The organism is Citrobacter sp. EC_71, assembly GCF_019584005.1.
Lineage (GTDB): Bacteria > Pseudomonadota > Gammaproteobacteria > Enterobacterales > Enterobacteriaceae > Citrobacter > Citrobacter werkmanii.
The window spans coordinates 226,506-246,449 of sequence record NZ_VDAY01000006.1; the positions used below are offsets into that span (position 1 = coordinate 226,506).

18 protein-coding genes and 2 tRNA genes are annotated in these 19,944 nt (G+C 53.4%); 9 read left to right on the forward strand and 11 right to left on the reverse strand.

All coding sequences use genetic code 11. The features are described from left to right. Positions 1 to 13 precede the first annotated feature (13 nt). The 3 genes from FHD02_RS08870 to FHD02_RS08880 all read left to right on the forward strand — a co-directional run bounded on the left by FHD02_RS08870 (position 14) and on the right by FHD02_RS08880 (position 1,917). Entirely contained in the window at positions 14 to 748 is a 735-nt protein-coding gene (locus tag FHD02_RS08870) for a LytTR family DNA-binding domain-containing protein (RefSeq protein WP_137360986.1), read from the forward strand. A gap of 15 nt (positions 749 to 763) precedes the next feature. Beyond that, positions 764 to 1,627, forward strand: a complete 864-nt coding sequence (locus FHD02_RS08875) for a helix-turn-helix domain-containing protein (protein ID WP_061382148.1) — start codon at positions 764 to 766, stop codon at positions 1,625 to 1,627. A 101-nt stretch (positions 1,628 to 1,728) separates the two neighbouring features. Beyond that, positions 1,729 to 1,917 carry a hypothetical protein gene (locus tag FHD02_RS08880; protein WP_137360987.1) on the forward strand — a complete coding sequence of 63 codons (189 nt, stop codon included), beginning with the start codon at positions 1,729 to 1,731 and terminating at the stop codon, positions 1,915 to 1,917. A gap of 78 nt (positions 1,918 to 1,995) precedes the next feature. On the opposite strand, the gene ptsP is transcribed toward FHD02_RS08880, so the two are convergent. The 6 genes from ptsP to glk all read right to left on the reverse strand — a co-directional run bounded on the left by ptsP (position 1,996) and on the right by glk (position 9,409). Then, the gene (gene ptsP / locus FHD02_RS08885) at positions 1,996 to 4,491 is read right to left on the reverse strand and encodes a phosphoenolpyruvate--protein phosphotransferase (RefSeq protein WP_137360988.1); all 2,496 of its coding nucleotides are present in this window, start codon (positions 4,489 to 4,491) and stop codon (positions 1,996 to 1,998) included. 23 nt (positions 4,492 to 4,514) lie between these two features. Further along, positions 4,515 to 5,555 carry an aminopeptidase gene (gene ypdE, locus FHD02_RS08890; RefSeq protein WP_137360989.1) on the reverse strand — a complete coding sequence of 347 codons (1,041 nt, stop codon included), beginning with the start codon at positions 5,553 to 5,555 and terminating at the stop codon, positions 4,515 to 4,517. Continuing rightward, on the reverse strand, positions 5,555 to 6,640 hold the full coding sequence (gene ypdF, locus FHD02_RS08895; RefSeq protein WP_137360990.1) for an aminopeptidase: 1,086 nt from the start codon (positions 6,638 to 6,640) through the stop codon (positions 5,555 to 5,557). Before ypdF ends, ypdE begins: the two co-directional genes overlap by 1 nt. A 17-nt stretch (positions 6,641 to 6,657) precedes the next feature. Next, positions 6,658 to 7,905, reverse strand: coding sequence for a PTS fructose transporter subunit IIC (locus tag FHD02_RS08900; RefSeq protein WP_137360991.1), 1,248 nt, complete (start codon positions 7,903 to 7,905; stop codon positions 6,658 to 6,660). A 20-nt stretch (positions 7,906 to 7,925) separates the two neighbouring features. Beyond that, a complete protein-coding gene (locus FHD02_RS08905) occupies positions 7,926 to 8,252 on the reverse strand; it encodes a PTS fructose transporter subunit IIB (RefSeq protein ID WP_003028254.1) in 327 nt (108 codons plus the stop codon). Between the two features lie 191 nt (positions 8,253 to 8,443). Then, positions 8,444 to 9,409, reverse strand: coding sequence for a glucokinase (glk, locus tag FHD02_RS08910; RefSeq protein ID WP_038642435.1), 966 nt, complete (start codon positions 9,407 to 9,409; stop codon positions 8,444 to 8,446). Positions 9,410 to 9,613: 204 nt separating this feature from the next. On the opposite strand from glk, the gene FHD02_RS08915 reads away from it, so the two are divergent. Then, positions 9,614 to 10,849, forward strand: coding sequence for an ion channel protein (locus tag FHD02_RS08915; protein WP_061382152.1), 1,236 nt, complete (start codon positions 9,614 to 9,616; stop codon positions 10,847 to 10,849). Here the strand turns inward: FHD02_RS08915 and FHD02_RS08920 are convergent, their stop codons facing one another. Next, positions 10,850 to 12,502 carry an alpha-keto acid decarboxylase family protein gene (locus FHD02_RS08920; protein ID WP_220393813.1) on the reverse strand — a complete coding sequence of 551 codons (1,653 nt, stop codon included), beginning with the start codon at positions 12,500 to 12,502 and terminating at the stop codon, positions 10,850 to 10,852. Positions 12,503 to 12,686: 184 nt separating this feature from the next. Between FHD02_RS08920 and mgrA the strand changes: the two genes are divergently transcribed. After that, complete coding sequence (gene mgrA, locus FHD02_RS08925) at positions 12,687 to 13,676, forward strand: L-glyceraldehyde 3-phosphate reductase (RefSeq protein ID WP_042306968.1); 990 nt, start codon at positions 12,687 to 12,689, stop codon at positions 13,674 to 13,676. Between the two features lie 137 nt (positions 13,677 to 13,813). Then, complete coding sequence (ypeC, locus tag FHD02_RS08930; RefSeq protein ID WP_003834889.1) at positions 13,814 to 14,140, forward strand: DUF2502 domain-containing protein YpeC; 327 nt, start codon at positions 13,814 to 13,816, stop codon at positions 14,138 to 14,140. Between the two features lie 32 nt (positions 14,141 to 14,172). Here the strand turns inward: ypeC and FHD02_RS08935 are convergent, their stop codons facing one another. Then, positions 14,173 to 15,411, reverse strand: a complete 1,239-nt coding sequence (locus FHD02_RS08935; protein ID WP_137360993.1) for an Nramp family divalent metal transporter — start codon at positions 15,409 to 15,411, stop codon at positions 14,173 to 14,175. Positions 15,412 to 15,755: 344 nt separating this feature from the next. On the opposite strand from FHD02_RS08935, the gene nupC reads away from it, so the two are divergent. Then, positions 15,756 to 16,958: a nucleoside permease NupC gene (gene nupC / locus FHD02_RS08940; RefSeq protein WP_137360994.1), complete on the forward strand. Its 1,203-nt coding sequence runs from the start codon at positions 15,756 to 15,758 to the stop codon at positions 16,956 to 16,958. A gap of 144 nt (positions 16,959 to 17,102) precedes the next feature. On the opposite strand, the gene FHD02_RS08945 is transcribed toward nupC, so the two are convergent. Beyond that, positions 17,103 to 17,178 (reverse strand) — tRNA-Ala (locus FHD02_RS08945). A gap of 42 nt (positions 17,179 to 17,220) precedes the next feature. Then, a tRNA-Ala gene (locus tag FHD02_RS08950) sits at positions 17,221 to 17,296 on the reverse strand. A 221-nt stretch (positions 17,297 to 17,517) separates the two neighbouring features. On the opposite strand from FHD02_RS08950, the gene FHD02_RS08955 reads away from it, so the two are divergent. Together FHD02_RS08955 and FHD02_RS08960 are read left to right on the forward strand one after the other, a co-directional pair. After that, on the forward strand, positions 17,518 to 17,880 hold the full coding sequence (locus FHD02_RS08955) for a YfeC-like transcriptional regulator (RefSeq protein ID WP_137360995.1): 363 nt from the start codon (positions 17,518 to 17,520) through the stop codon (positions 17,878 to 17,880). A gap of 1 nt (position 17,881) precedes the next feature. Further along, on the forward strand, positions 17,882 to 18,274 hold the full coding sequence (locus FHD02_RS08960) for a YfeC-like transcriptional regulator (protein WP_137371049.1): 393 nt from the start codon (positions 17,882 to 17,884) through the stop codon (positions 18,272 to 18,274). Between the two features lie 55 nt (positions 18,275 to 18,329). Here the strand turns inward: FHD02_RS08960 and gltX are convergent, their stop codons facing one another. Beyond that, positions 18,330 to 19,745 (reverse strand): glutamate--tRNA ligase, encoded by a 1,416-nt coding sequence (gene gltX / locus FHD02_RS08965; RefSeq protein WP_038642458.1) that lies wholly within the window; start codon positions 19,743 to 19,745, stop codon positions 18,330 to 18,332. Between the last annotated feature and the right edge of the window lie 199 nt (positions 19,746 to 19,944).

The window sequence follows — 19,944 nt, forward strand, 5'->3', positions numbered from 1 at the left end:
CAGGAGTGAAGTCGTGAAAGTCATCATTGTCGAAGATGAATTCCTGGCCCAACAGGAACTAAGCTGGCTGATAAAAGAGCACAGCCAGATGGAGATTGTCGGTACATTTGACGACGGTCTTGACGTGCTGAAATATCTCCAGCACAACCGCGTTGACGCTATTTTTCTGGATATCAATATTCCCTCGCTGGATGGTGTACTGTTGGCGCAAAACATCAGCCAGTTCGCGCATAAGCCCTTTATTGTGTTTATTACCGCATGGAAAGAGCACGCTGTAGAAGCTTTCGAACTGGAAGCCTTTGACTATATTCTGAAACCGTATCAGGAATCGCGCATTGTCGGCATGCTGCAAAAGCTGGAGGCCGCCTGGCAACAGCAGCAAGCGGGAACCTCACCATCTAGCCCAGCTCCCCGTGAAAACGATACGATCAACCTGATCAAAGATGAGCGGATCATCGTAACCCCGATCAACGACATCTACTACGCTGAAGCCCATGAAAAGATGACGTTCGTCTACACCCGGCGCGAGTCGTATGTGATGCCAATGAACATCACCGAGTTTTGCAGCAAACTGCCTGCTGCGCATTTCTTCCGCTGCCACCGCTCATTCTGTGTGAATTTGAATAAAATTCGCGAGATCGAACCCTGGTTTAACAACACCTACATTTTGCGCTTAAAAGACCTGGAATTTGAAATCCCGGTGAGTCGGAGTAAAGTGAAAGAGTTCAGACAGTTAATGCACTTATAGCGCAGAGAAAGAGCAATGAAAGAGCCAGGCCTGCCCGCCGACCAACAGTTTTTTGCCGATCTGTTCAGCGGCCTGGTGTTAAACCCGCAGCGTCTGGGGCGCGTATGGTTCGCCAGGCAACTAGCCACATTACCGACCGGCAGTTTATGTATTGACCTGCCCCGCCTGGATATCGTGTTGCGCGGAGAGTACAGCAACCAACTGGAAAAACAGCAGCACAGCCTGGCGGAAGGCGACATGTTGTTCATCCCGGCGAAAGCGGCGAATTTACCAGGCAGCGATAAACCGGTGATGCTCTTGAGCCTGGTATTTTCACCGGCCTGGCTGGGCCTCTCTTTTTATGACAACCGAACCGCATCGCTGCTACGTCCCGTACGTCGCATTGAGTTACCGCATCCGCAGCGCGGTGAAGGCGAGGCGATGCTTACCGCATTAACCCATTTAAGCCGCTCACCACAGGCCCAGGATATTATTCAGCCGCTGGTGCTGAGTCTGCTGCACCTGTGCCGCAGCGTGGTAAACACCCGGCCTGATATAGCGCGCCCGCGCTCTGAATTTCTCTATCACAGCATATGCAATTGGGTCCAGGACAACTATGCCCAGCCGCTGAACCGGGAAAACGTAGCGCATTTTTTCAATATCACACCGAATCACTTATCAAAAGTATTTACCCAGCATGGCACCATGGGATTTGTTGAGTATTTGCGGTGGGTGAGAATGGCGAAGGCGCGCATTATCTTACAGAAATATCATTTGTCGATTAGCGAAGTCGCACAGCGTTGCGGGTATCAGGACAGTGATTATTTTTGCCGCCTGTTCCGCCGTCAGTTTGGCCTGACGCCGGGCGAGTACGGCGCCCGTTTTCAGTCAGCACGTTGATTGAGGCAACACCAACGAGTTAGTCATATCCACTTGTATCGTTGTAAAATAATGCCCTTTCGCGCATAACGTGCAGGCTTACTCAACAAAGTGAATATTCGATGAAAAACAGACGTGCACTTTCCCTGATGTGTCTTCAGATGCTGGAATCAGGTGCGGATCGTCGGACCGTAAAAAGAGCGCTCACCGCCCGACGCGTCAAAGGTCGCCAGGCGGTAGTACTGCTCTGCAAACAAGAGATGACGTTGTTAAGGGCCGGGAAACTGCCGATTCAACACACCGCAGATTAATAATTCCTCTTGTAAAACCGTTTTGCCCAGCCTGCAATCCCATTAACGCAGGCTGGAAAATGCTCCTCACAGTGGCGTTTAAAACGTCAGTTCCGCCTGCAGCAACGCCAGAATGCTTTCGGCATCGGTAGCGGCGAACAACGACTGGCGGAACTGCTTGTTCACCAGCTTACGCGCCAGCTGCGAGAAGACCTTCACGTGGTTAATGCCTTCATCAGCCCCCAGCGTTAGCATGATCACCAGCTCAACATCGCCCATCTCGGACTGCCAGTCTATCGGCTGAGCAAGCCGGGCAATGCTGATACTGGAATGGTTGATCCACTGGGATTTAGTATGTGGGATAGCAACCCCGAAACCAACGGCAGTAGTCACTATCTCTTCGCGCTGCCAGACATCTTCCTCCAGCTCAAACGGATGTTCGGCGCGTCCATTTACCCCAAGATTGCCACATAAGAACTGGATCACCTGCTCTTTGTTGGCAAGAGGCTCGCCAACAAAAATATTCTCCAGCGCCAGTAGCGGGCGCACGTCTTTCTGCGGTGCAAACTGGTTCAGCAAATCTTCTATCTCCTGAGCACTGCGACACTCGCAGGCCTGCATAGCGAGTTCGCGACACGCCTGGCCGTCCAGTTGACGAAGCTGACTTTTCACCGCCGGGATCCGTGGGCTGCTCATACTTAACTCGTCAAGCCCTAAGCCCAACAGCAGCGGTAGGTAACGACTTTCCCCGCCCAGTTCACCGCAAATGCCTACCCATTTACCGCGTTCGTGCGCCACGCGGATAATCTGCTGCAACATCCGCAAGAACGAGGGCGTAATCGGGTTATATAGCGGCGACACGCGAGGATTATTACGATCGACAGCGTACAGATACTGGGTCATGTCATTTGAACCAATGCTGAAGAAATCCACCTCGTCACAGAAGTGGTCGATGATGTAACACACCGACGGTACTTCAACCATAATCCCCAATGAAATTGTCGGAGCATGACGTAAACCCTCCGCTTTCAGCTCCACCAGCGCTTTTTGCAATTCGCTTTTTACCCATAAAATCTGGTCGAGGCTGTGCACCATCGGGATCATCAACTGCGCATTACCGAAGGTGGCCGCGCGTAAAATGGCGCGCAACTGCGTGCGAAACAGCCCAGCAAATTCGGGATAAATCCGCACCGCGCGATAACCCAGGAACGGATTTTCTTCTTGCGGAATATTGAGATAACGGATGTTCTTATCGCCGCCAATGTCCATCGTGCGAAAGATAACCGGCTTGTCGCCCGCAGCCAACAACACCTGTTGGTAGGCTTCAAACTGTTCCTGCTCGTCGGGAGCGCTGTCGCGATCCATAAACAGCATTTCTGTGCGAAACAACCCAATCCCTTCCGCGCCATTGGCAAACGCCCCCGGCGCTTCCAGCGCGGTGCCAATATTCGCTGCAACGTCAATTCGTTGATTATCTTTTGTTAACGCGGGCTGGGCGGCGTCAAGGGCTTGCCGACGCTGGCATTCATCAGCCAGCTTCTGCGCAATCGCGTAGTAGCCGCGAACCGCCTCGTTTGGATTAATGGCCAGGACGCCACATCGGGCATCCAGTACCGCGGGTTGCCCGGCATAGCGGCTAATCGCTGCCAGCGGCAAGCCGCTAAGCACCGGAATCGCCGACGCCCGAGCGAGGATCAGCGTATGCGAGGTGCGCCCTGTTTTCTCAAGAATCATGCCTGACAGATGCTGCAAATCGAGGCTCAAAAACTGACTGGGCGTCAGATCTTCAGCAACCAGAATCGTTGGTTTTTCCAGCACCAGCGCATGGCGTGGCCGCTTTTCAGGCCAGGTAATGTGCAACAATTGTTCGCTGATATCACGAATGTCACTGACGCGTTCACGCAGGTAATCGCTGCCGGAAGCCGACAGCTTGTCGCATACTTGCTCCATATTGGTAATAATCGCCGCCCCCAGCCCCAGATGCTGCTCGAGCATTAAGCGGCGAATATTCCCGGCAAACTCATCGTCCTGAATCAGAGACAGATGCGCACTGAGAATGGTTTTACTCTCACCATCGCGCTCGCGCAGTTGCTGATTGAGCAGCTCCGCCAGCGTCGCCAGACTGTGCTCCAGCCTGGCGTTGTCTTCCGCACTCGCCGCAATCGCGCGATAGCTCTCCAGATTATCACTCTGCCACAGCGTGAGCTGACCTGCCCCCACGCCGCCTGCCAGCACGGTGCCATACAGCAAATCCGGGTTGAGCCGAATCAGCGAACGCGGCAACGGATGCGCCGCCAGTTCCGCCGCCCCAGGCTGAACGCTGTCGCTGTCGATAAACCGCTGCTGAATGTACTCCTCCAGCGCCCGTCTGGCCTGTTCTTCATCATGACCGGTGATGGTTAAGCTACAGCTGTCGTTAAACAGCGTCCCGGTGCCAATCAGCGCCAGCGAGCTTTTCGCATCCGCTTTGGCGTTTTGACGATGGTTGAAAAACATCACCTCACTTTGCCACTGGCTGCACTGCTCTTTCAGCTCCCATGCTGGACGCGCATGCAGGCCATTGGGTAACGGGCAAAGAAATTGAATCGTTAGCATAACAACTCCTGATTAGCGCGAAATCAGCACCTGAAGTCCGTCAGATGAGCCACGGTTTCGCACGTAAGATGTGAAATAAGCGCCGACAGCAACTGCTGCGTCTGGATGATGTCACGACAGTCGGAAATCGATGCCGCACAGTGCCCATGCCGCGTGGCTGGCCCCATAACAACCGTTGGGATCCCCGTTCCGCTGACGTGCACAGCCCCGCCATCGGTGCCGCCATTACTGAACATATCGAGCTGTAACGGTATACCCGCGTCAGCGGCCACACTTTCAATCCATGCCGTCAGCTTTGGCGGCGCAATCAGCGATTTATCGCTCAGCACCAGCATCGGGCCTTTGCCGAGCTGTCGGTGGTTGGCCGCGCCATAATCATAATTTTTCGCCCAGCAGGCGGTGTCCAGCACGATCGCTACATCGGGGGCAACTGCACGCGCGGCCGTTTGCCCTCCGCGCAGTCCAACTTCCTCACTGGAACTGGCTACCAGCCACACCTCACAAGGGAGATCGGCGCCATGCCATTCGCGCAGCAGCGCGACCAGCAAATAACATCCAAGCCGGTCATCAAAGGCTTTGCCCATGACGCGTTGGTGCGGCAAAACCTGAAAAGTCGTGTCAAAGGTAACGCGATCGCCTGGGTGCACGCCGGCCTGAAGTACTTCGTCATAAGATCGAGCGCCAATATCTACCCGTAGCGCATTCACCTCATTGCCACTGCGCTCTCCGTCGAGCAGACCCGGGATTTTGCTCTCTTCGCGAGTGGTAATTCGCACCGGCTGCAACTGTCTGGCCGCCATACGCACATTTCCCACCGGCAAGACATCGATCGCCCCTTCATTGGAAATACTGCGCACAATAAATCCCACTTCATCCATATGCGCACAGATCATTACCTTCGGACCAGTTGATTCATTCAGGCGGATCAACACCGATCCTAACCCATCGAAACGCACTTCTTTGTGCAGACGATCTGCTTCTTCGAGCAAGATCTGTCGCACCTCCTGTTCTGAGGAGGCGATCGCATCAGCCTCGCTCAGCGCCTTCAGTAGCGATAAGTCCATCACACCTCTCCCGTGTGTAACAATGTTTTCGCCATGGTGTAGAGCACCTCGCCGCCGTCTGGCGTAACCAGTACCACGTCCTCAATACGCACTCCACCCTGCCCCGGCAGATAAATACCTGGCTCAACGGTGAGCAGCATTCCCGCCGCCAGAGGCGTCGCATCGGTGGGTGAAAAACGTGGATTTTCATGGACCTCAATGCCGATAGCGTGTCCGGTATTGTGACCAAACTCATTACCATAGCCCGCCTGCGTAATAACTTGCCTGGCTGCGGCGTCCACCTCATGGCAACGTACACCGGGTCGAATTGCCGCCACCGCCGCCAGTTGCGCTTCCAGTACAACCTGATAAATCGAAAATAGCGCGCTTTCTTCTGCAGGTTGGTTGGCGTCGGGTATGCGAAACGTTCGCGTCATATCTGAACAATACCCCTGATACTGTGCGCCAAAATCCAGCGTAATGAACTCACCCGCCTCGACACGCTTGTCGCTGGCTTTGCCGTGCGGCAGCGCCCCGCGCCAGCCGCTGGCGACAATGGTGTCAAAAGAGGCTTTATCTGCGCCGAGCGTACGCATATACCACTCCAGCTCGGCGGCAATCTCGCGCTCACGCAAACCAGGTTTAATAAAACGCCGTATGTGTTCAGCGCTGAGGTCGGCAATCCGACAGGCTTCTCGGATACAGGCTATTTCCTGGGCCGTTTTCACCTGCCGAAGCACGTCCGGCACGGCGCTCACCAGCCTTCCATGCAGTTTGTCTGCCCAGGCCTGTGCCGTTTCCCAGCTTACCTGCTCGCCTTCGAACCCCACCGTTTGCAGCTTTTCGTCAGCAATGATGTGATTCACCCGTGAATACAGCGTCTGCGTGCCATCGAGGAGATGGATCTGGTAGTCCTGGGTACGCGTAGTGACATCGGTGTAGTAACGGGCATCGACCAGGATATGCGCGCTTTCATGGCTGATAAACACATACCCTGAACTGCTGGAGATCCCCATATGCGGCTGTTTATTCTGTCGCGATGACAGCAGCATCGCATCAAGATGTTGCGCCGTCAGCCAGTCACGCAGCGAGGCAAGTAAGCTCATGTTTACAATCCTTTTGATCAGAGGCTTTCAATCAGCAATTTGCCTTTGCGGTACATCAGATGACGCAGAAACACCACCATCAGCGCGGTAATCACCGCACCTAACAGGATCCCTGCCATATAGACACCGAGATTGGTCACCAGCGGCCATGCCCAGATCGCCGACTCAGGGAACCATTGCACCGCACCCAGCCAGACGGCAGCCGTCGATCCGACAATGGCGCCAACCATGTAGGAGGGAATTGCCGTGATGGGGCTTTCCAGCGCAAACGGGATAGCCCCTTCGCTGATGCCCATAAATGCGAGGAACATTGCCGTTTTTCCCTGCGGGTAGAGCTGGGCGCTGAACAGACGCTTACCCGTTAAGCGGCGGTCAAGCAGCGTTGCCAGCCCGAGGCCAATCGGCGGAATAACAATCGCAATAGAGCGCGCGGTGACCGGCAGAACGTGATCGGTGGTAAAGCTGAAGGCGACAAATCCAGCGGCTTTATTAATCGGCCCGCCGAGGTCAATCGCTGTGGCCGCGGAAATCCCCATCGCATACATCAGCGTGCCTTTCTCTCCTGCTGCGGTCAGCAGAGTACGGATGCCGCCGTTGATCCAGCCGCCAAACGGCGTGATCACGTAATACATCGCCAGCATGACGAAAATGGCAGAGAGAATGGGCAGCAAAAAGGTGGTCTTAAACGCCAGCAGGAAATCAGGGAGCTGGATTTTTTGGTTCATCCATTTCACCAGATACCCGGCAACAATCGAGATAATTAGCGCGCCAATAAAGGTGGAGGGTACGGGTGCACTGGTTACCCATTGCAGCGTTGATGTGTCAAAATTCAGCAGCTGCGTAGGCTGAGTAGACATCAGCCCACCGATGAACCCCGCCGGAAACGCCAGCTTGCCGCCGATGGAGTTGGCAACGAACGCGGCAAACATCGGAATAGCAAAACCAAACAGCACGCCGCCAAAAGATTGCGACAGCCAGGCAAACTTCAATAATGAGAGATTAAAACCGGTAAATTTTCCGCTGTTCAGCGCATCCATGATGCCAGTGTCAGCAGGAATATCGAGCCAGCTATAAGCGATCAGTTGCGAGAAGGCGAGAATTACCCCGCCCATAATTAACGTCGGCACCATGCGTGAAATACCCGACATCACATGTTGCGGAAGTTCGCCCCAGAAGCTGTTGCGGGAGGCCGGTGGATTTTTTATTGCCGCTGCCGCACCAGATGCGCCAGGCACAACGGTTGCACTGCGTTTTTTAATGGCCATACGTAGTTCCCTGTCGATGATTATTGTTGTTCAGCGGCAACCATCTCTTCGATCTCTTTAATGATGCCGGCCGCATTTTTTATCGCGTCCTGTAGCGTAATTTCGTAGACATCACGCGACTCAAAACGCTCGTTATCTTCCGGAGTTACGGCAACTGAATGGATGATTAACGTCGCCTCAGCAATATCCTGCGCCGTCAGACGATTTTGAATTCCGTCAGCGCCCTGAGTTTCGATTTTCACTTCATAACCGGCTTCAACCGCCGCTTCTTCCAGCGCCTGCGCCGCCATAAAGGTGTGAGCCAGCCCCATCGGACACGCACAGACAGCAATTAATTTTTTGCTCATATTCATTTCCTCGTAATAGTTAACGAGAGAAATTATGGTCCGAGGCGAGTAGGGACCGTTATCAGACAAATAATGCTTTTACTGGACATATAATCCAGTAATCAGGAAGTGTGACGAAGGTCGGAAAGCTGGTCGGCAGGCATAAAAAAACCGCGTGATTTACGCGGTTATGCGGGGGAGTGATTGAGGAATTAAAGAATATGCCCCAGCGTCTGGCGCAGATGTGCGCCGGAGCCAAGCAGACCCGGATTATCATGCACAATCAGATACACCGGAATATCCTGAACATAGGCTTTAAAACGTCCTTTATCTTCAAACCCACCGCGGAAACCGGAAGCTTTAAAGAATTCAAGGAAGCGCGGCACGATCCCGCCAGCGATATACACGCCACCAAACGTGCCCAGCGTTAACGCCAAATCGCCGCCAAAGCGTCCCATAATCACGCAGAACAGCGACAGCGCGCGGCGGCAGTCGATACAGGAATCTTCCAGCGCACGGGCGGTGATATCCTTCGGCTGCAGATTTTCCGGCAGGCGACCGTCTGATTTGACGATGGCGCGATACAGGTTCACCAGTCCGGGTCCTGAGAGCACTCGCTCAGCAGAAACATGACCGATTTCCGCTCGCAGGACCTCGAGGATAATCCCCTCTTCTTCGCTGTTAGGCGCAAAATCCACGTGCCCGCCTTCACCGGGCAGGCTTACCCAGCGTTTATCAACGTGCACCAGGTGCGCCACGCCGAGTCCGGTTCCTGCGCCATAGACGGCTATCGGTTTACCTTCAACAGGTTCCGCGCCACCAAACTGGATCAAATGCTCTTTTTTCAGCATGGGGATTGCCATCGACACGGCGGTGAAATCATTGATGATTTCCAGATGGCTAAAGCCCAGATTTTTTTTCATCTCCGCAATAGAGAATGCCCAGGTATGGTTGGTCATTGCCACCCAGTCGCCGGTGATCGGACAGGCAATGGCAATGCAACCATCTTCGACGCTGACGCTATGCTCATCCAGGTACACGCGCACCACGGCCTCCAGACTGGGGTAATCCAGCCCAGAATACGTTTTTGCCTGCGAAATCTCGCCGCTGGCAATGTCGCACAGAGCAAGACGTGCGTTGGTGCCGCCAACATCACCTACTAAAGCATATTTTGTCATTCTTCCACTGCTCCGCTAAAGTCAGAATAAATCTTTGCCACACTGTAAATTCATGGGGGCATAACAACAACGGCCTGAAGGCTGATGCCCGTAGAAAATCGATCCAGATCACACAATTACTTTATCGTTTCAGCACCATTTGCAGCGATGCGGCCGCGCAGGCTGTGCAAACTATATCTATGACTCTGTTTGAAGGAATTGAAAATGCTCCATCCGCGAGCCAGAACGATGCTCTTGCTATCAACTCCCGCGATAATCATTGGCATAGCGTCCAGCCTGGTGTTGATCGTTGTGATGAAAGTCGCTTCCGTGTTACAGCAATTTTTGTGGGAGCGTCTGCCGATTAGCATCGGAATTGCCCAGGACTCTCCGCTGTGGATCATCGGTATGCTCACGTTAACCGGACTGATGGTCGGGCTTGTCATCCGCTACAGCCGGGGTCATGCAGGCCCGGATCCTGCTTGTGAACCGTTAATCGGAATGCCGGTGGCCGTTTCGGCACTGCCAGGCCTGCTGGCGGCGTTAATCCTCGGTCTGGCGGGCGGCGTCAGTTTAGGGCCGGAACATCCCATCATGACCGTGAATATCGCCCTCGCAGTGGCGCTTGGCAGTCGCCTCTTTCCGCGCATTGCTAAGCTGGACTGGACCATTCTCGCCTCTGCCGGCACCATCGGGGCGTTATTTGGTACTCCCGTTGCCGCCGCGTTGGTGTTTTCGCAAACGCTGAATAGCTCGAACGATGTTCCTTTGTGGGATCGCCTGTTTGCGCCATTAATGGCCGCCGCCGCAGGTTCACTGACCACCAGCCTGTTCTTTCATCCCCATTTTTCATTGCCCATCGCGCACTATACGCAAATGCATCTGATCGATATCCTCAGCGGTGCGGTCGTTGCTGCTATCGCCATTGCCGCGGGCATGGTGGCCGTCTGGTGTCTACCGCGCTTGCATCATTTAATGCATCAGCTTAAACACCCGGTACTGATCCTTGGAGTTGGTGGTTTTATTCTCGGTATTTTGGGTGTAATTGGCGGGCCGCTTACCTTATTTAAGGGACTGGATGAAATGCAGCAAATGGCGTTTAGCCAGACGCTGGGGACATCAGATTATTTGTTGCTTGCCGTGATCAAACTGGCGGCATTGGTGGTCGCCGCAGCGAGCGGTTTTCGCGGCGGGCGAATTTTTCCGGCGGTCTTCGTGGGCGTCGCGCTGGGTCTGATGCTGCACGCCCATGTTGAAGCCGTTCCGGCAGCCATCACGGTCTCCTGCGCAATTCTCGGGCTGGTGCTGGTCGTTACCCGCGACGCGTGGCTGAGCCTGTTTATGGCGGCAGTCGTGGTGCCAGACACCACTCTGCTACCGCTGCTTTGCGTCGTTATGCTCCCTGCGTGGCTGTTATTGGCCGGAAAACCAATGATGATCGCCAGCCGCCCCGAGGAGTAGCTATCCTCCGTTGCGAGATTCCAGCGCACGGGTCACCGTGCGCAATAACTCAGGAAGATCGGCTTTCGGTAGCACCACTTCAATTAATGACAACCGTTGCGGACGGGACAGCCGGGCCAGCACTTCCTCCAGTTGTACCGCCTGCTTCACTCGCCAGCATTCCGCCTGACATTCATGACTTAACGCCTGCGGCACCTGCGTCCAATTCCATCCGGCGATGTCGTTATAGCGCTGATTTGCCCCGTGAATAGCCCTCTCCACGGTATAGCCGTCATTGTTAAGAAGTAAAATCACCGGTGATTGCCCATCTCTGAGCATAGAGCCCAGTTCCTGGATAGTGAGCTGCGCTGCGCCATCGCCAATAATCAGGATCACCCGGCGGTCCGGGCAGGCTGTTTGCGCGCCAAATGCCGCCGGGAGCGCGTAGCCGATGGAACCCCACAGCGGTTGGACCAGAACTTCCGCACCGCTGGGTAGCGAGAGCGCAGCCGCACCAAATGCCGCCGTTCCCTGGTCGACGAGGATGATGTCATCCGGCGCCAGATAATGCTGCACCGTTGGCCAGAAATTTTCCTGGGTCAGCAGCCCCTTCTCAACCTGGATACGCCTAACTGGCGGGCGTTCGGGCGGCAGTGAAAACGACATCTCCAGACACAACTCGCGTAACGTAGTGACGGCCTGTTCCATCGGAACGTTAAACCATTGGGTACCAACACGTGACGCATGGGGCTGAACTTCAATAGTACGCTCCGCTGGTAACCGTTGCGTAAACCCAGCGGTCAGGGTGTCGACAAATTGTGTACCGACGCAAATAATCGTATCGGCATCTTCAATCGCCTGGCGCACATAATCGCTACTGGCTCCGGCGCTGTACGTACCGACAAACGCCGGGTGACGCTCATCAAATAACCCTTTCCCCATCAACAGCGTGGCGTGGGCCATCGGCGTTTCCGCCATCCAACGCTGCAAAACAGGCTGTAAACCAAAGCGCTGCGCGAGAAAGTCGGCCAACAGCGCTAAGCGCGGACTGTCCAACAGCCGCTCGCGGGCATAATAGCGAAACGCTTCTGCCACGCTGCTTTCCGGTTCGCTCAGAGGAACAATCAGAATGTCATTCGGCGGCGTAGCGGGCTGTTTGGCCACATCAGCAGGCAACATCAGGTAGCCTGGCCTGCGCTCTGTTAACATCGCACGCAGCACACGGTCAATTTCATAACAGGCGTTTTGTTCATCCAGCACTGCGCTGGCCGTCGTCACCGCCTGCTGCATACGGTAAAAATGCTGAAAGTCACCGTCGCCAAGGGTGTGATGCATCAGTTCCCCGCGACGCTGCGCACCGCGACAGGGCGCGCCGACAACATGTAAGACAGGAACATATTCCGCATAGCTTCCGGCGATACCGTTGATTGCACTTAACTCTCCCACGCCAAACGTGGTGAGCAATGCTCCTGCCCCTGCCACCCTGGCATAGCCATCCGCGGCATAAGCCGCATTTAATTCGTTCGCACACCCAACCCAACGTATGCCGGGATGTTCAATCACGTGGTCAAGAAACTGCAAATTATAATCACCAGGCACACCAAAGAGGTGGCCGACGCCACAGCCTGCCAGCCTGTCCAGCAGATAATCAGCAACGGAATATTGGGTTTGCATGACAGCTATCCTTCTGACGGTAACCTCAATGTTGAGTATCGAAGAACTGTGATGACTGTCCAGGGGAGTTGTTGTGAAGGGGGTGGAAAGCAAGATGTACAGTTTTGACGATTAAAAATTCATTGCCGCCTGCTTTATGTAAACGTATACACTCAATGACACACGTTATCCGACAGGAGGCTACATGGTTTATCAGGCTGATGAAAATCGCTATCAAACAATGGAGTATCGCCGCTGCGGCCAGAGCGGCCTCAAACTCCCGATTGTCTCTTTGGGTTTGTGGCATAACTTTGGTGATGCCACGCAGGTAGAGAACAGTCGGGCTCTGTTACAGCGCGCATTCGATCTGGGAATTAATCATTTTGACCTGGCGAATAACTATGGCCCACCGCCGGGCTCAGCGGAGCGAAATTTTGGCCGCATTCTGCAGGAAGATTTTTTACCGTGGCGGGACGAGCTGGTCATCTCTACCAAAGCTGGCTACACCATGTGGGAAGGTCCTTACGGTGACTGGGGTTCGCGCAAATACCTGATTGCCAGCCTCGATCAAAGCCTCAAACGCCTGGGGCTGGAGTATGTTGATATCTTCTATCACCACCGGCCCGATCCTGAAACGCCGCTCAGAGAAACCATGCGCGCGCTGGATCATATTGTCCGTCAGGGTAAAGCGCTATATGTCGGACTGTCTAATTATCCGGCGGAGCTTGCCAGGCAGGCGATTGAAATACTCGACGATTTAGGCACGCCCTGCCTTATCCACCAGCCTAAATATTCCCTGTTTGAACGTTGGGTCGAAAGTGGCCTGCTGTCGCTATTACAGGAAAAGGGGGTTGGCAGTATCGCCTTCTCGCCACTGGCGGGTGGGCAATTAACCGACCGCTACCTGAACGGTATTCCTGCGGACTCGCGCGCGGCAAGCTCCAGCCGTTTTCTTAACCCGGACCAGTTAACGCCACAAAAACTGGAAAAGGTCCGTGCGCTGAACGCGCTGGCAGAACGTCGGGGACAAAAACTTTCTCAGATGGCGCTCGCGTGGGTATTACGGGAAGACAAGGTCACCTCGGTGTTGATTGGCGCCAGTAAACCCGCGCAAATTGAAGACGCCGTTGGCATGCTGGCAAACCGTCATTTCTCTGCCGAAGAGTGCGCGGAAATTGATGCCATTCTGAGCTGATTGAAATAAAGACACATTTATTAACAAAAAGTGCTCTCGCTCGCGATTTAAGAGTTAAGGCGATGAAACGGGGCTTTACTGCCCCGTAATATTACGTTAACAGGCCGGCTACGGCTCGATCGTGAAGGAGAGTAAAAATGTTCAGGTCACTGATTCTGGCGGCAGTCTTATTGGCTTTTACCCCGCTGGCCGCGAACGCTGGCGAAATCACCCTGCTGCCATCAATAAAATTGCAAATTGGCGATCGCGATAATTACGGTAACTACTGGGATGGCGGCCGCTGGCGCGACCGGGATTACTGGCATCATAACTATGAGTGGCGCAAAAACCGCTGGTGGCGTCATGACAATGGCTATCATCGTGGCTGGGATAAACGTAAAGCTTATGAGCGCGGCTATCGTGAAGGCTGGAATGACCGTGACGACCATCGCGGTCGCGGGCGCGGCCACAAACATCATCATTAATGTAACAAAAGAGCCTACGGGCTCTTTTGTTTTTACAAACCGAGCGCGGTTCCCACCAGAAGCCAGATATTGAGTGCGACCACCAACACAACAATCATCCAGCCAAGATGTTTCACCCACCGGGTATTCACCAGATCGCCCATCAGTTCACCGTTGCTGGTGAAGACCAGTAGCGGCACCAGAGCTAATGCAATCCCGAAACTGAGCAACACCTGGCTCATCACCAGAATACGGGTGGGATCCAGCCCCATCAGAATCACAATAAATGATGGCATCATGGTGACAGTACGGCGTACCCACAGCGGAATGTGGAAGCGGATAAACCCCTGCATCACCACCTGCCCCGCCAACGTGCCGACCACAGTAGAAGACAGTCCCGCTGCCACCAGGCTTAAACCAAACACCGTCGCCGCCGCGTGGCTCAACAGCGGTTCAAGGGTCAGGTACGCCTGATCGAGATCGGCGATACCGGTATGCCCGCTAAAATGAAATGCGGCGGCAGCTGTCGCCATCATCGCCAGATTCACAAATCCGGCAATCGTCATGGCGATAGCCACATCCCATTTCGTGGCCGCATAGCGTTGTTGCCGCGTTCCGCCGTGCAGATGCTGGGTTAAAGAAGAATGCAAATAGATCACATGCGGCATGATGGTCGCGCCAAGCACGCCAGCAGCCAGGAACACAGCCTCAGAATTGGGCAGGTTGGGAATAATCATCCCTTTGCTAAGCTGCGCCAGATTGGGTTGGGAAAAGACCAGTTCCACGATGTAAGCCGCTGCCACAAACAACAGCAAGCCGCCAATGACTTTTTCCAGCGGTTTTTGCCCGCGGCGCTGCAGCATCAGAATTAAAAACGTCGCGATACCGGTAAGCACGGCCCCCTGCAATAATGAAACACCCAGGATCAGTTTGAAACCAATCGCAGCGCCAATAAACTCAGCAAGGTCGGTCGCCATGGCGATAATTTCAGCCTGCACCCAGTAAAACCACACCACCGGACGAGGGTAATGATCGCGAATTTGCTCCGCCAGGTTTTTACCCGTGGCAATACCCAGTTTTGCCGACAGCACCTGAATCAGCATCGCCATCAGGTTTGCCCAGACCACCACCCACAGCAATTTATAACCAAAGCTGGCCCCTGCCTGGATATTGGTGGCAAAGTTACCCGGATCGATATAGCCGATCGCCGCGATGAACGCAGGTCCCATTAATGCGAGCTTCAACTTGCGCGCTGCCCGTCCACTGCTACTCTCAACGCGATCGTTAGTCATTTTAGTGCCTCAGAAACATAGCCTTTGCTATGTTTCAAGCTACGCTTATTGAGAATGATTATCAAATTCATTTTAATGGGTGAAGTTGATTTCTCTGATAGCGTTTGTCTATGGATCGATAAGGATTCTGGAAATACCGGTGAGATGTTTGATTATTGTTATGAGATTAGCACAATGACATAACTTTTCACTTCCCTACTCAACATAACGGAAGTGTATCACCGATCACTAATTTTGAATCTCGTCACAGGTCCTTATTATAGTGTGTGTTTGATCTCGTTTTCTTTATGGTTGTTACATAGAATGTGCACGAAAACTAAACCTGCCTCATATTTGGAGCAAATATGGACCGCGTTCTTCATTTTGTCCTGGCCCTTGCCGTGGTTGCGGTACTCGCACTGCTGGCAAGCAGTGACCGTAAAAAAATCCGCATTCGTTATGTTATTCAACTGCTTGTTATTGAAGTGTTACTGGCATGGTTCTTCCTGAACTCTGATGTCGGTCTGGGCTTCGTGAGAGGCTTCTCCGAGATGTTTGAAAAACTGCTCGGATTCGCTAACGAAGGGACAAACTTTGTCTTCGGCAGCATGAACGACAAAGGCCTGGCATTCTTCTTCCTGAAAGTGCTTTGCCCGATCGTCTTCATTTCCGCGCTGATCGGTATTTTGCAGCACATCCGCGTTCTGCCAATTGTTATTCGCGCGATTGGTTTCCTGTTATCTAAAGTCAACGGTATGGGCAAGCTGGAATCCTTCAACGCCGTCAGCTCCCTGATCCTGGGTCAGTCCGAGAACTTTATCGCCTATAAAGATATTCTCGGCAAAATGTCCCGCAACCGTATGTACACCATGGCTGCAACGGCGATGTCGACCGTTTCCATGTCTATCGTCGGCGCGTATATGACCATGCTGGAGCCGAAGTACGTGGTTGCTGCGCTGGTTCTGAACATGTTCAGCACCTTCATCGTGCTGTCGCTGATCAACCCCTACACCGTTGATGCCAGCGAAGAAAATATTCAGATGTCTAACCTGCACGAAGGTCAGAGCTTCTTCGAAATGCTGGGTGAATACATCCTGGCAGGTTTCAAAGTAGCCATTATCGTTGCAGCCATGCTGATTGGTTTCATCGCGCTGATCGCCGCCCTGAACGCCCTGTTCGCTACCGTAACCGGTTGGTTTGGCTACAGCATCTCCTTCCAGGGCATCCTGGGCTACATCTTCTACCCGGTTGCATGGGTGATGGGTGTGCCGTCCAGCGAAGCGCTGCAGGTGGGCAGTATCATGGCAACCAAACTGGTTTCTAACGAATTCGTCGCGATGATGGATCTGCAGAAAATCGCCTCTACGCTCTCTCCACGCGCCGAAGGCATCATCTCTGTGTTCCTGGTCTCCTTCGCTAACTTCTCTTCTATCGGGATTATCGCCGGCGCGATTAAAGGCCTGAACGAAGAACAAGGTAACGTGGTTTCCCGCTTTGGTCTGAAGCTGGTGTACGGCTCTACGCTGGTGAGCGTACTGTCTGCATCCATCGCAGCACTGGTGCTGTAAGCCTAAGACAATATCGTTGTAAAAATGCCGGGGATTTCCCCGGCTTTTTTATGCCTGCTATTCAGCAAACCGAAGAGTTACGAGGTGAGAACTGGCAGGATGCAGAAACAAAAAACCCCCGCTTTACAGCGAGGGTTTAAATTTTGGTGGAGCTAAGCGGGATCGAACCGCTGACCTCTTGCATGCCATGCAAGCGCTCTCCCAGCTGAGCTATAGCCCCACGATGCTTTTACGTACATACCAAATTTATTGGGATTAAATTTGGTGGAGCTAAGCGGGATCGAACCGCTGACCTCTTGCATGCCATGCAAGCGCTCTCCCAGCTGAGCTATAGCCCCGTCACGTAAAGCTTGTCGAGTTGACGGGCGGCATCATATGAATTCCCTTCGCGTGTGTCAACGGCAAAATTAACTCATAGAATTCAATCGCTGAAAAAGCAGTCAAATGAAGAACATTGCGTAACAACTCGCATTCAGTAGTTAAACGCGTCACGGTTTCTACTAAAATGGTGCTATAAAATGAACCACTAATTAACCCCACGACTATTCAGGGAATCGTTATGTTCAAGGAACGGATGACGCCAGAAGAGCTTGCTAATCTGACCGGATACAGCCGACAGACCATCAATAAATGGGTGCGCAAGGAAGGTTGGGCTACATCACCAAAACCAGGCGTTCAGGGCGGTAAAGCCCGTCTGGTTCACGTCACCGAACAAGTTCGTGAATACATTCGCAGCGCCGAGCGTTCAGCCGAAGGTTTATCAGATAACTTATCGTTATCCGGCGATAACTCTATTGAAGCTCTGCTGATTAGGCTCGCCAAAGAGATGACACCGTCAGAACAGAAAATGTTTACGTCACTGATCCTGCGTGAAGGCATTACGGGTTTATTACAACGCTTAGGGATCCGCGATAACAAATAATATGAAAAAATTACGCAGCAAAATGACGACCGAAGAGCTGGCGGAATGTCTCGGGGTCGCCAAACAAACCGTCAATCGTTGGATCAGAGAACAAAACTGGACCACCGAAAAATTTCCCGGTGTTAAAGGTGGTCGTGCAAGACTTATTCTTATCGACTCCGGCGTCCGCACGTTTCTGCTCAACATTCCCGCTTTTCGCAAAGTTCCTGAGGTTTATCAGGCTGAAGAGCCGCTGGCAGAATACACCCATGTAGTGCGCAGCCATGCCTGCCGCCAGATAATCAGCGCGCTGGACAATATGTCTCCAACGGAACAAGAAAAGCTGGCGATGTATATCTCGCGCGAAGGGATTCGTAATTTCCTTATCCGTCTGGGGATTGATGAGTCTGAATAACGGATAAAAAAACGGCAGGAGTGCATCCTGCCGTTGTGTCATCAATCAGCCTGAATTACTGCTGACTTTCACGCTCTGCAATAAACGCCAGCGCTTTGTTAATACGCTCAACGCTGCGGGATTTGCCAATCGCATGCACCGTGACGTCTAACGCCGGGGACTGACCCGCGCCGGTTACCGCGACACGCAGCGGCATCCCAACTTTACCCATGCCCACTTCCAGCTCATCAGCGGTTGCCTGAATCGCGTGGTGGACGTTTTCTGCCGTCCACTCGGTAATGGCGGCCAGTTTGTCGCGAACCACTTCCAGAGGCTGACGCGCAACCGGACGCAGGTGTTTCTTCGCCGCGTCGGCATCGAACTCAGCAAAGTCTTCGTAGAAGTAGCGGCAGCTCTGCGCCATCTCTTTCAGAGTCTTACAACGCTCGCCCAGCAGTTTCACCAGCTCAGACAGTTGAGGCCCAACGCGGGTATCGATATTTTCCTGCTCAATGTGCCATTGCAGATGCGTTGCCACATATTCCGGCGCCAGCGCATTAATGTAGTGATGGTTCAACCACTGCAGTTTTTCAGTGTTGAACGCGCTCGCAGACTTGCTCACCGCACCGAGGGAGAACAGTTTAATCATCTCTTCACGGGTGAAGATTTCCTGATCGCCGCTGGACCAGCCCAGGCGTACCAGATAGTTCAGCAGCGCTTCCGGCAGGTAGCCGTCATCGCGGTACTGCATCACGCTGACCGCACCGTGACGTTTAGAGAGTTTTTTACCGTCGTCGCCGTTGATCATCGACACGTGCGCGTAAACCGGCACCGGCGCGTTCAGCGCTTTCAGGATGTTGATCTGACGCGGGGTGTTATTGATATGGTCTTCGCCACGAATAACGTGGGTAATTTCCATATCCCAGTCGTCGACCACCACACAGAAGTTGTAGGTCGGGGAACCGTCGGTACGGCGGATGATCAGATCGTCCAGCTCCTGGTTGCTGAATTCGATCGGGCCACGGATCTGATCGTCAAAAATAACGGAACCGTCCTGCGGGTTGGCAAAACGCACCACGCACGGCTCGTCGGCGGCATGGTGCTCATGACCATGGCGGCAGCGGCCGTCGTAACGCGGCTTCTCACCGTTCGCCATCTGCTCTTCGCGCAGCGCATCCAGGCGCTCTTTGGAGCAGTAGCACTTATATGCGGTGCCTGCTTCCAGCATTTCATCAATAACAGCGTTGTAGCGATCAAAACGTTTGGTCTGGAAGTACGGGCCTTCATCCCATTCCAGATTCAGCCAGTTCATACCATCCATAATGGCTTCAATAGCTTCCGGCGTGGAGCGTTCGAGATCGGTGTCTTCAATACGCAGCACAAACTCACCGCCATGGTTACGTGCAAAAAGCCAGGAATAAAGAGCAGTACGCGCACCGCCGACGTGCAGGTAACCTGTCGGGCTTGGCGCGAAGCGAGTTTTGATTTTCATGAAATGGCCTTACGTTTATAAAGATGCCGACAACCGGCAAATCCAGGGAAGATTATCAGGCTCGTATTCTATCACTGTGGTCTGATTCCTCAATGTTGATCGGGTTGGAACATCACGCTTTGCCATTTTCGTATACAAATCATGCTGCATGGATTGTTTTGCGATCGTTTTGTTTAAATTTACGACGAACGAACAATTT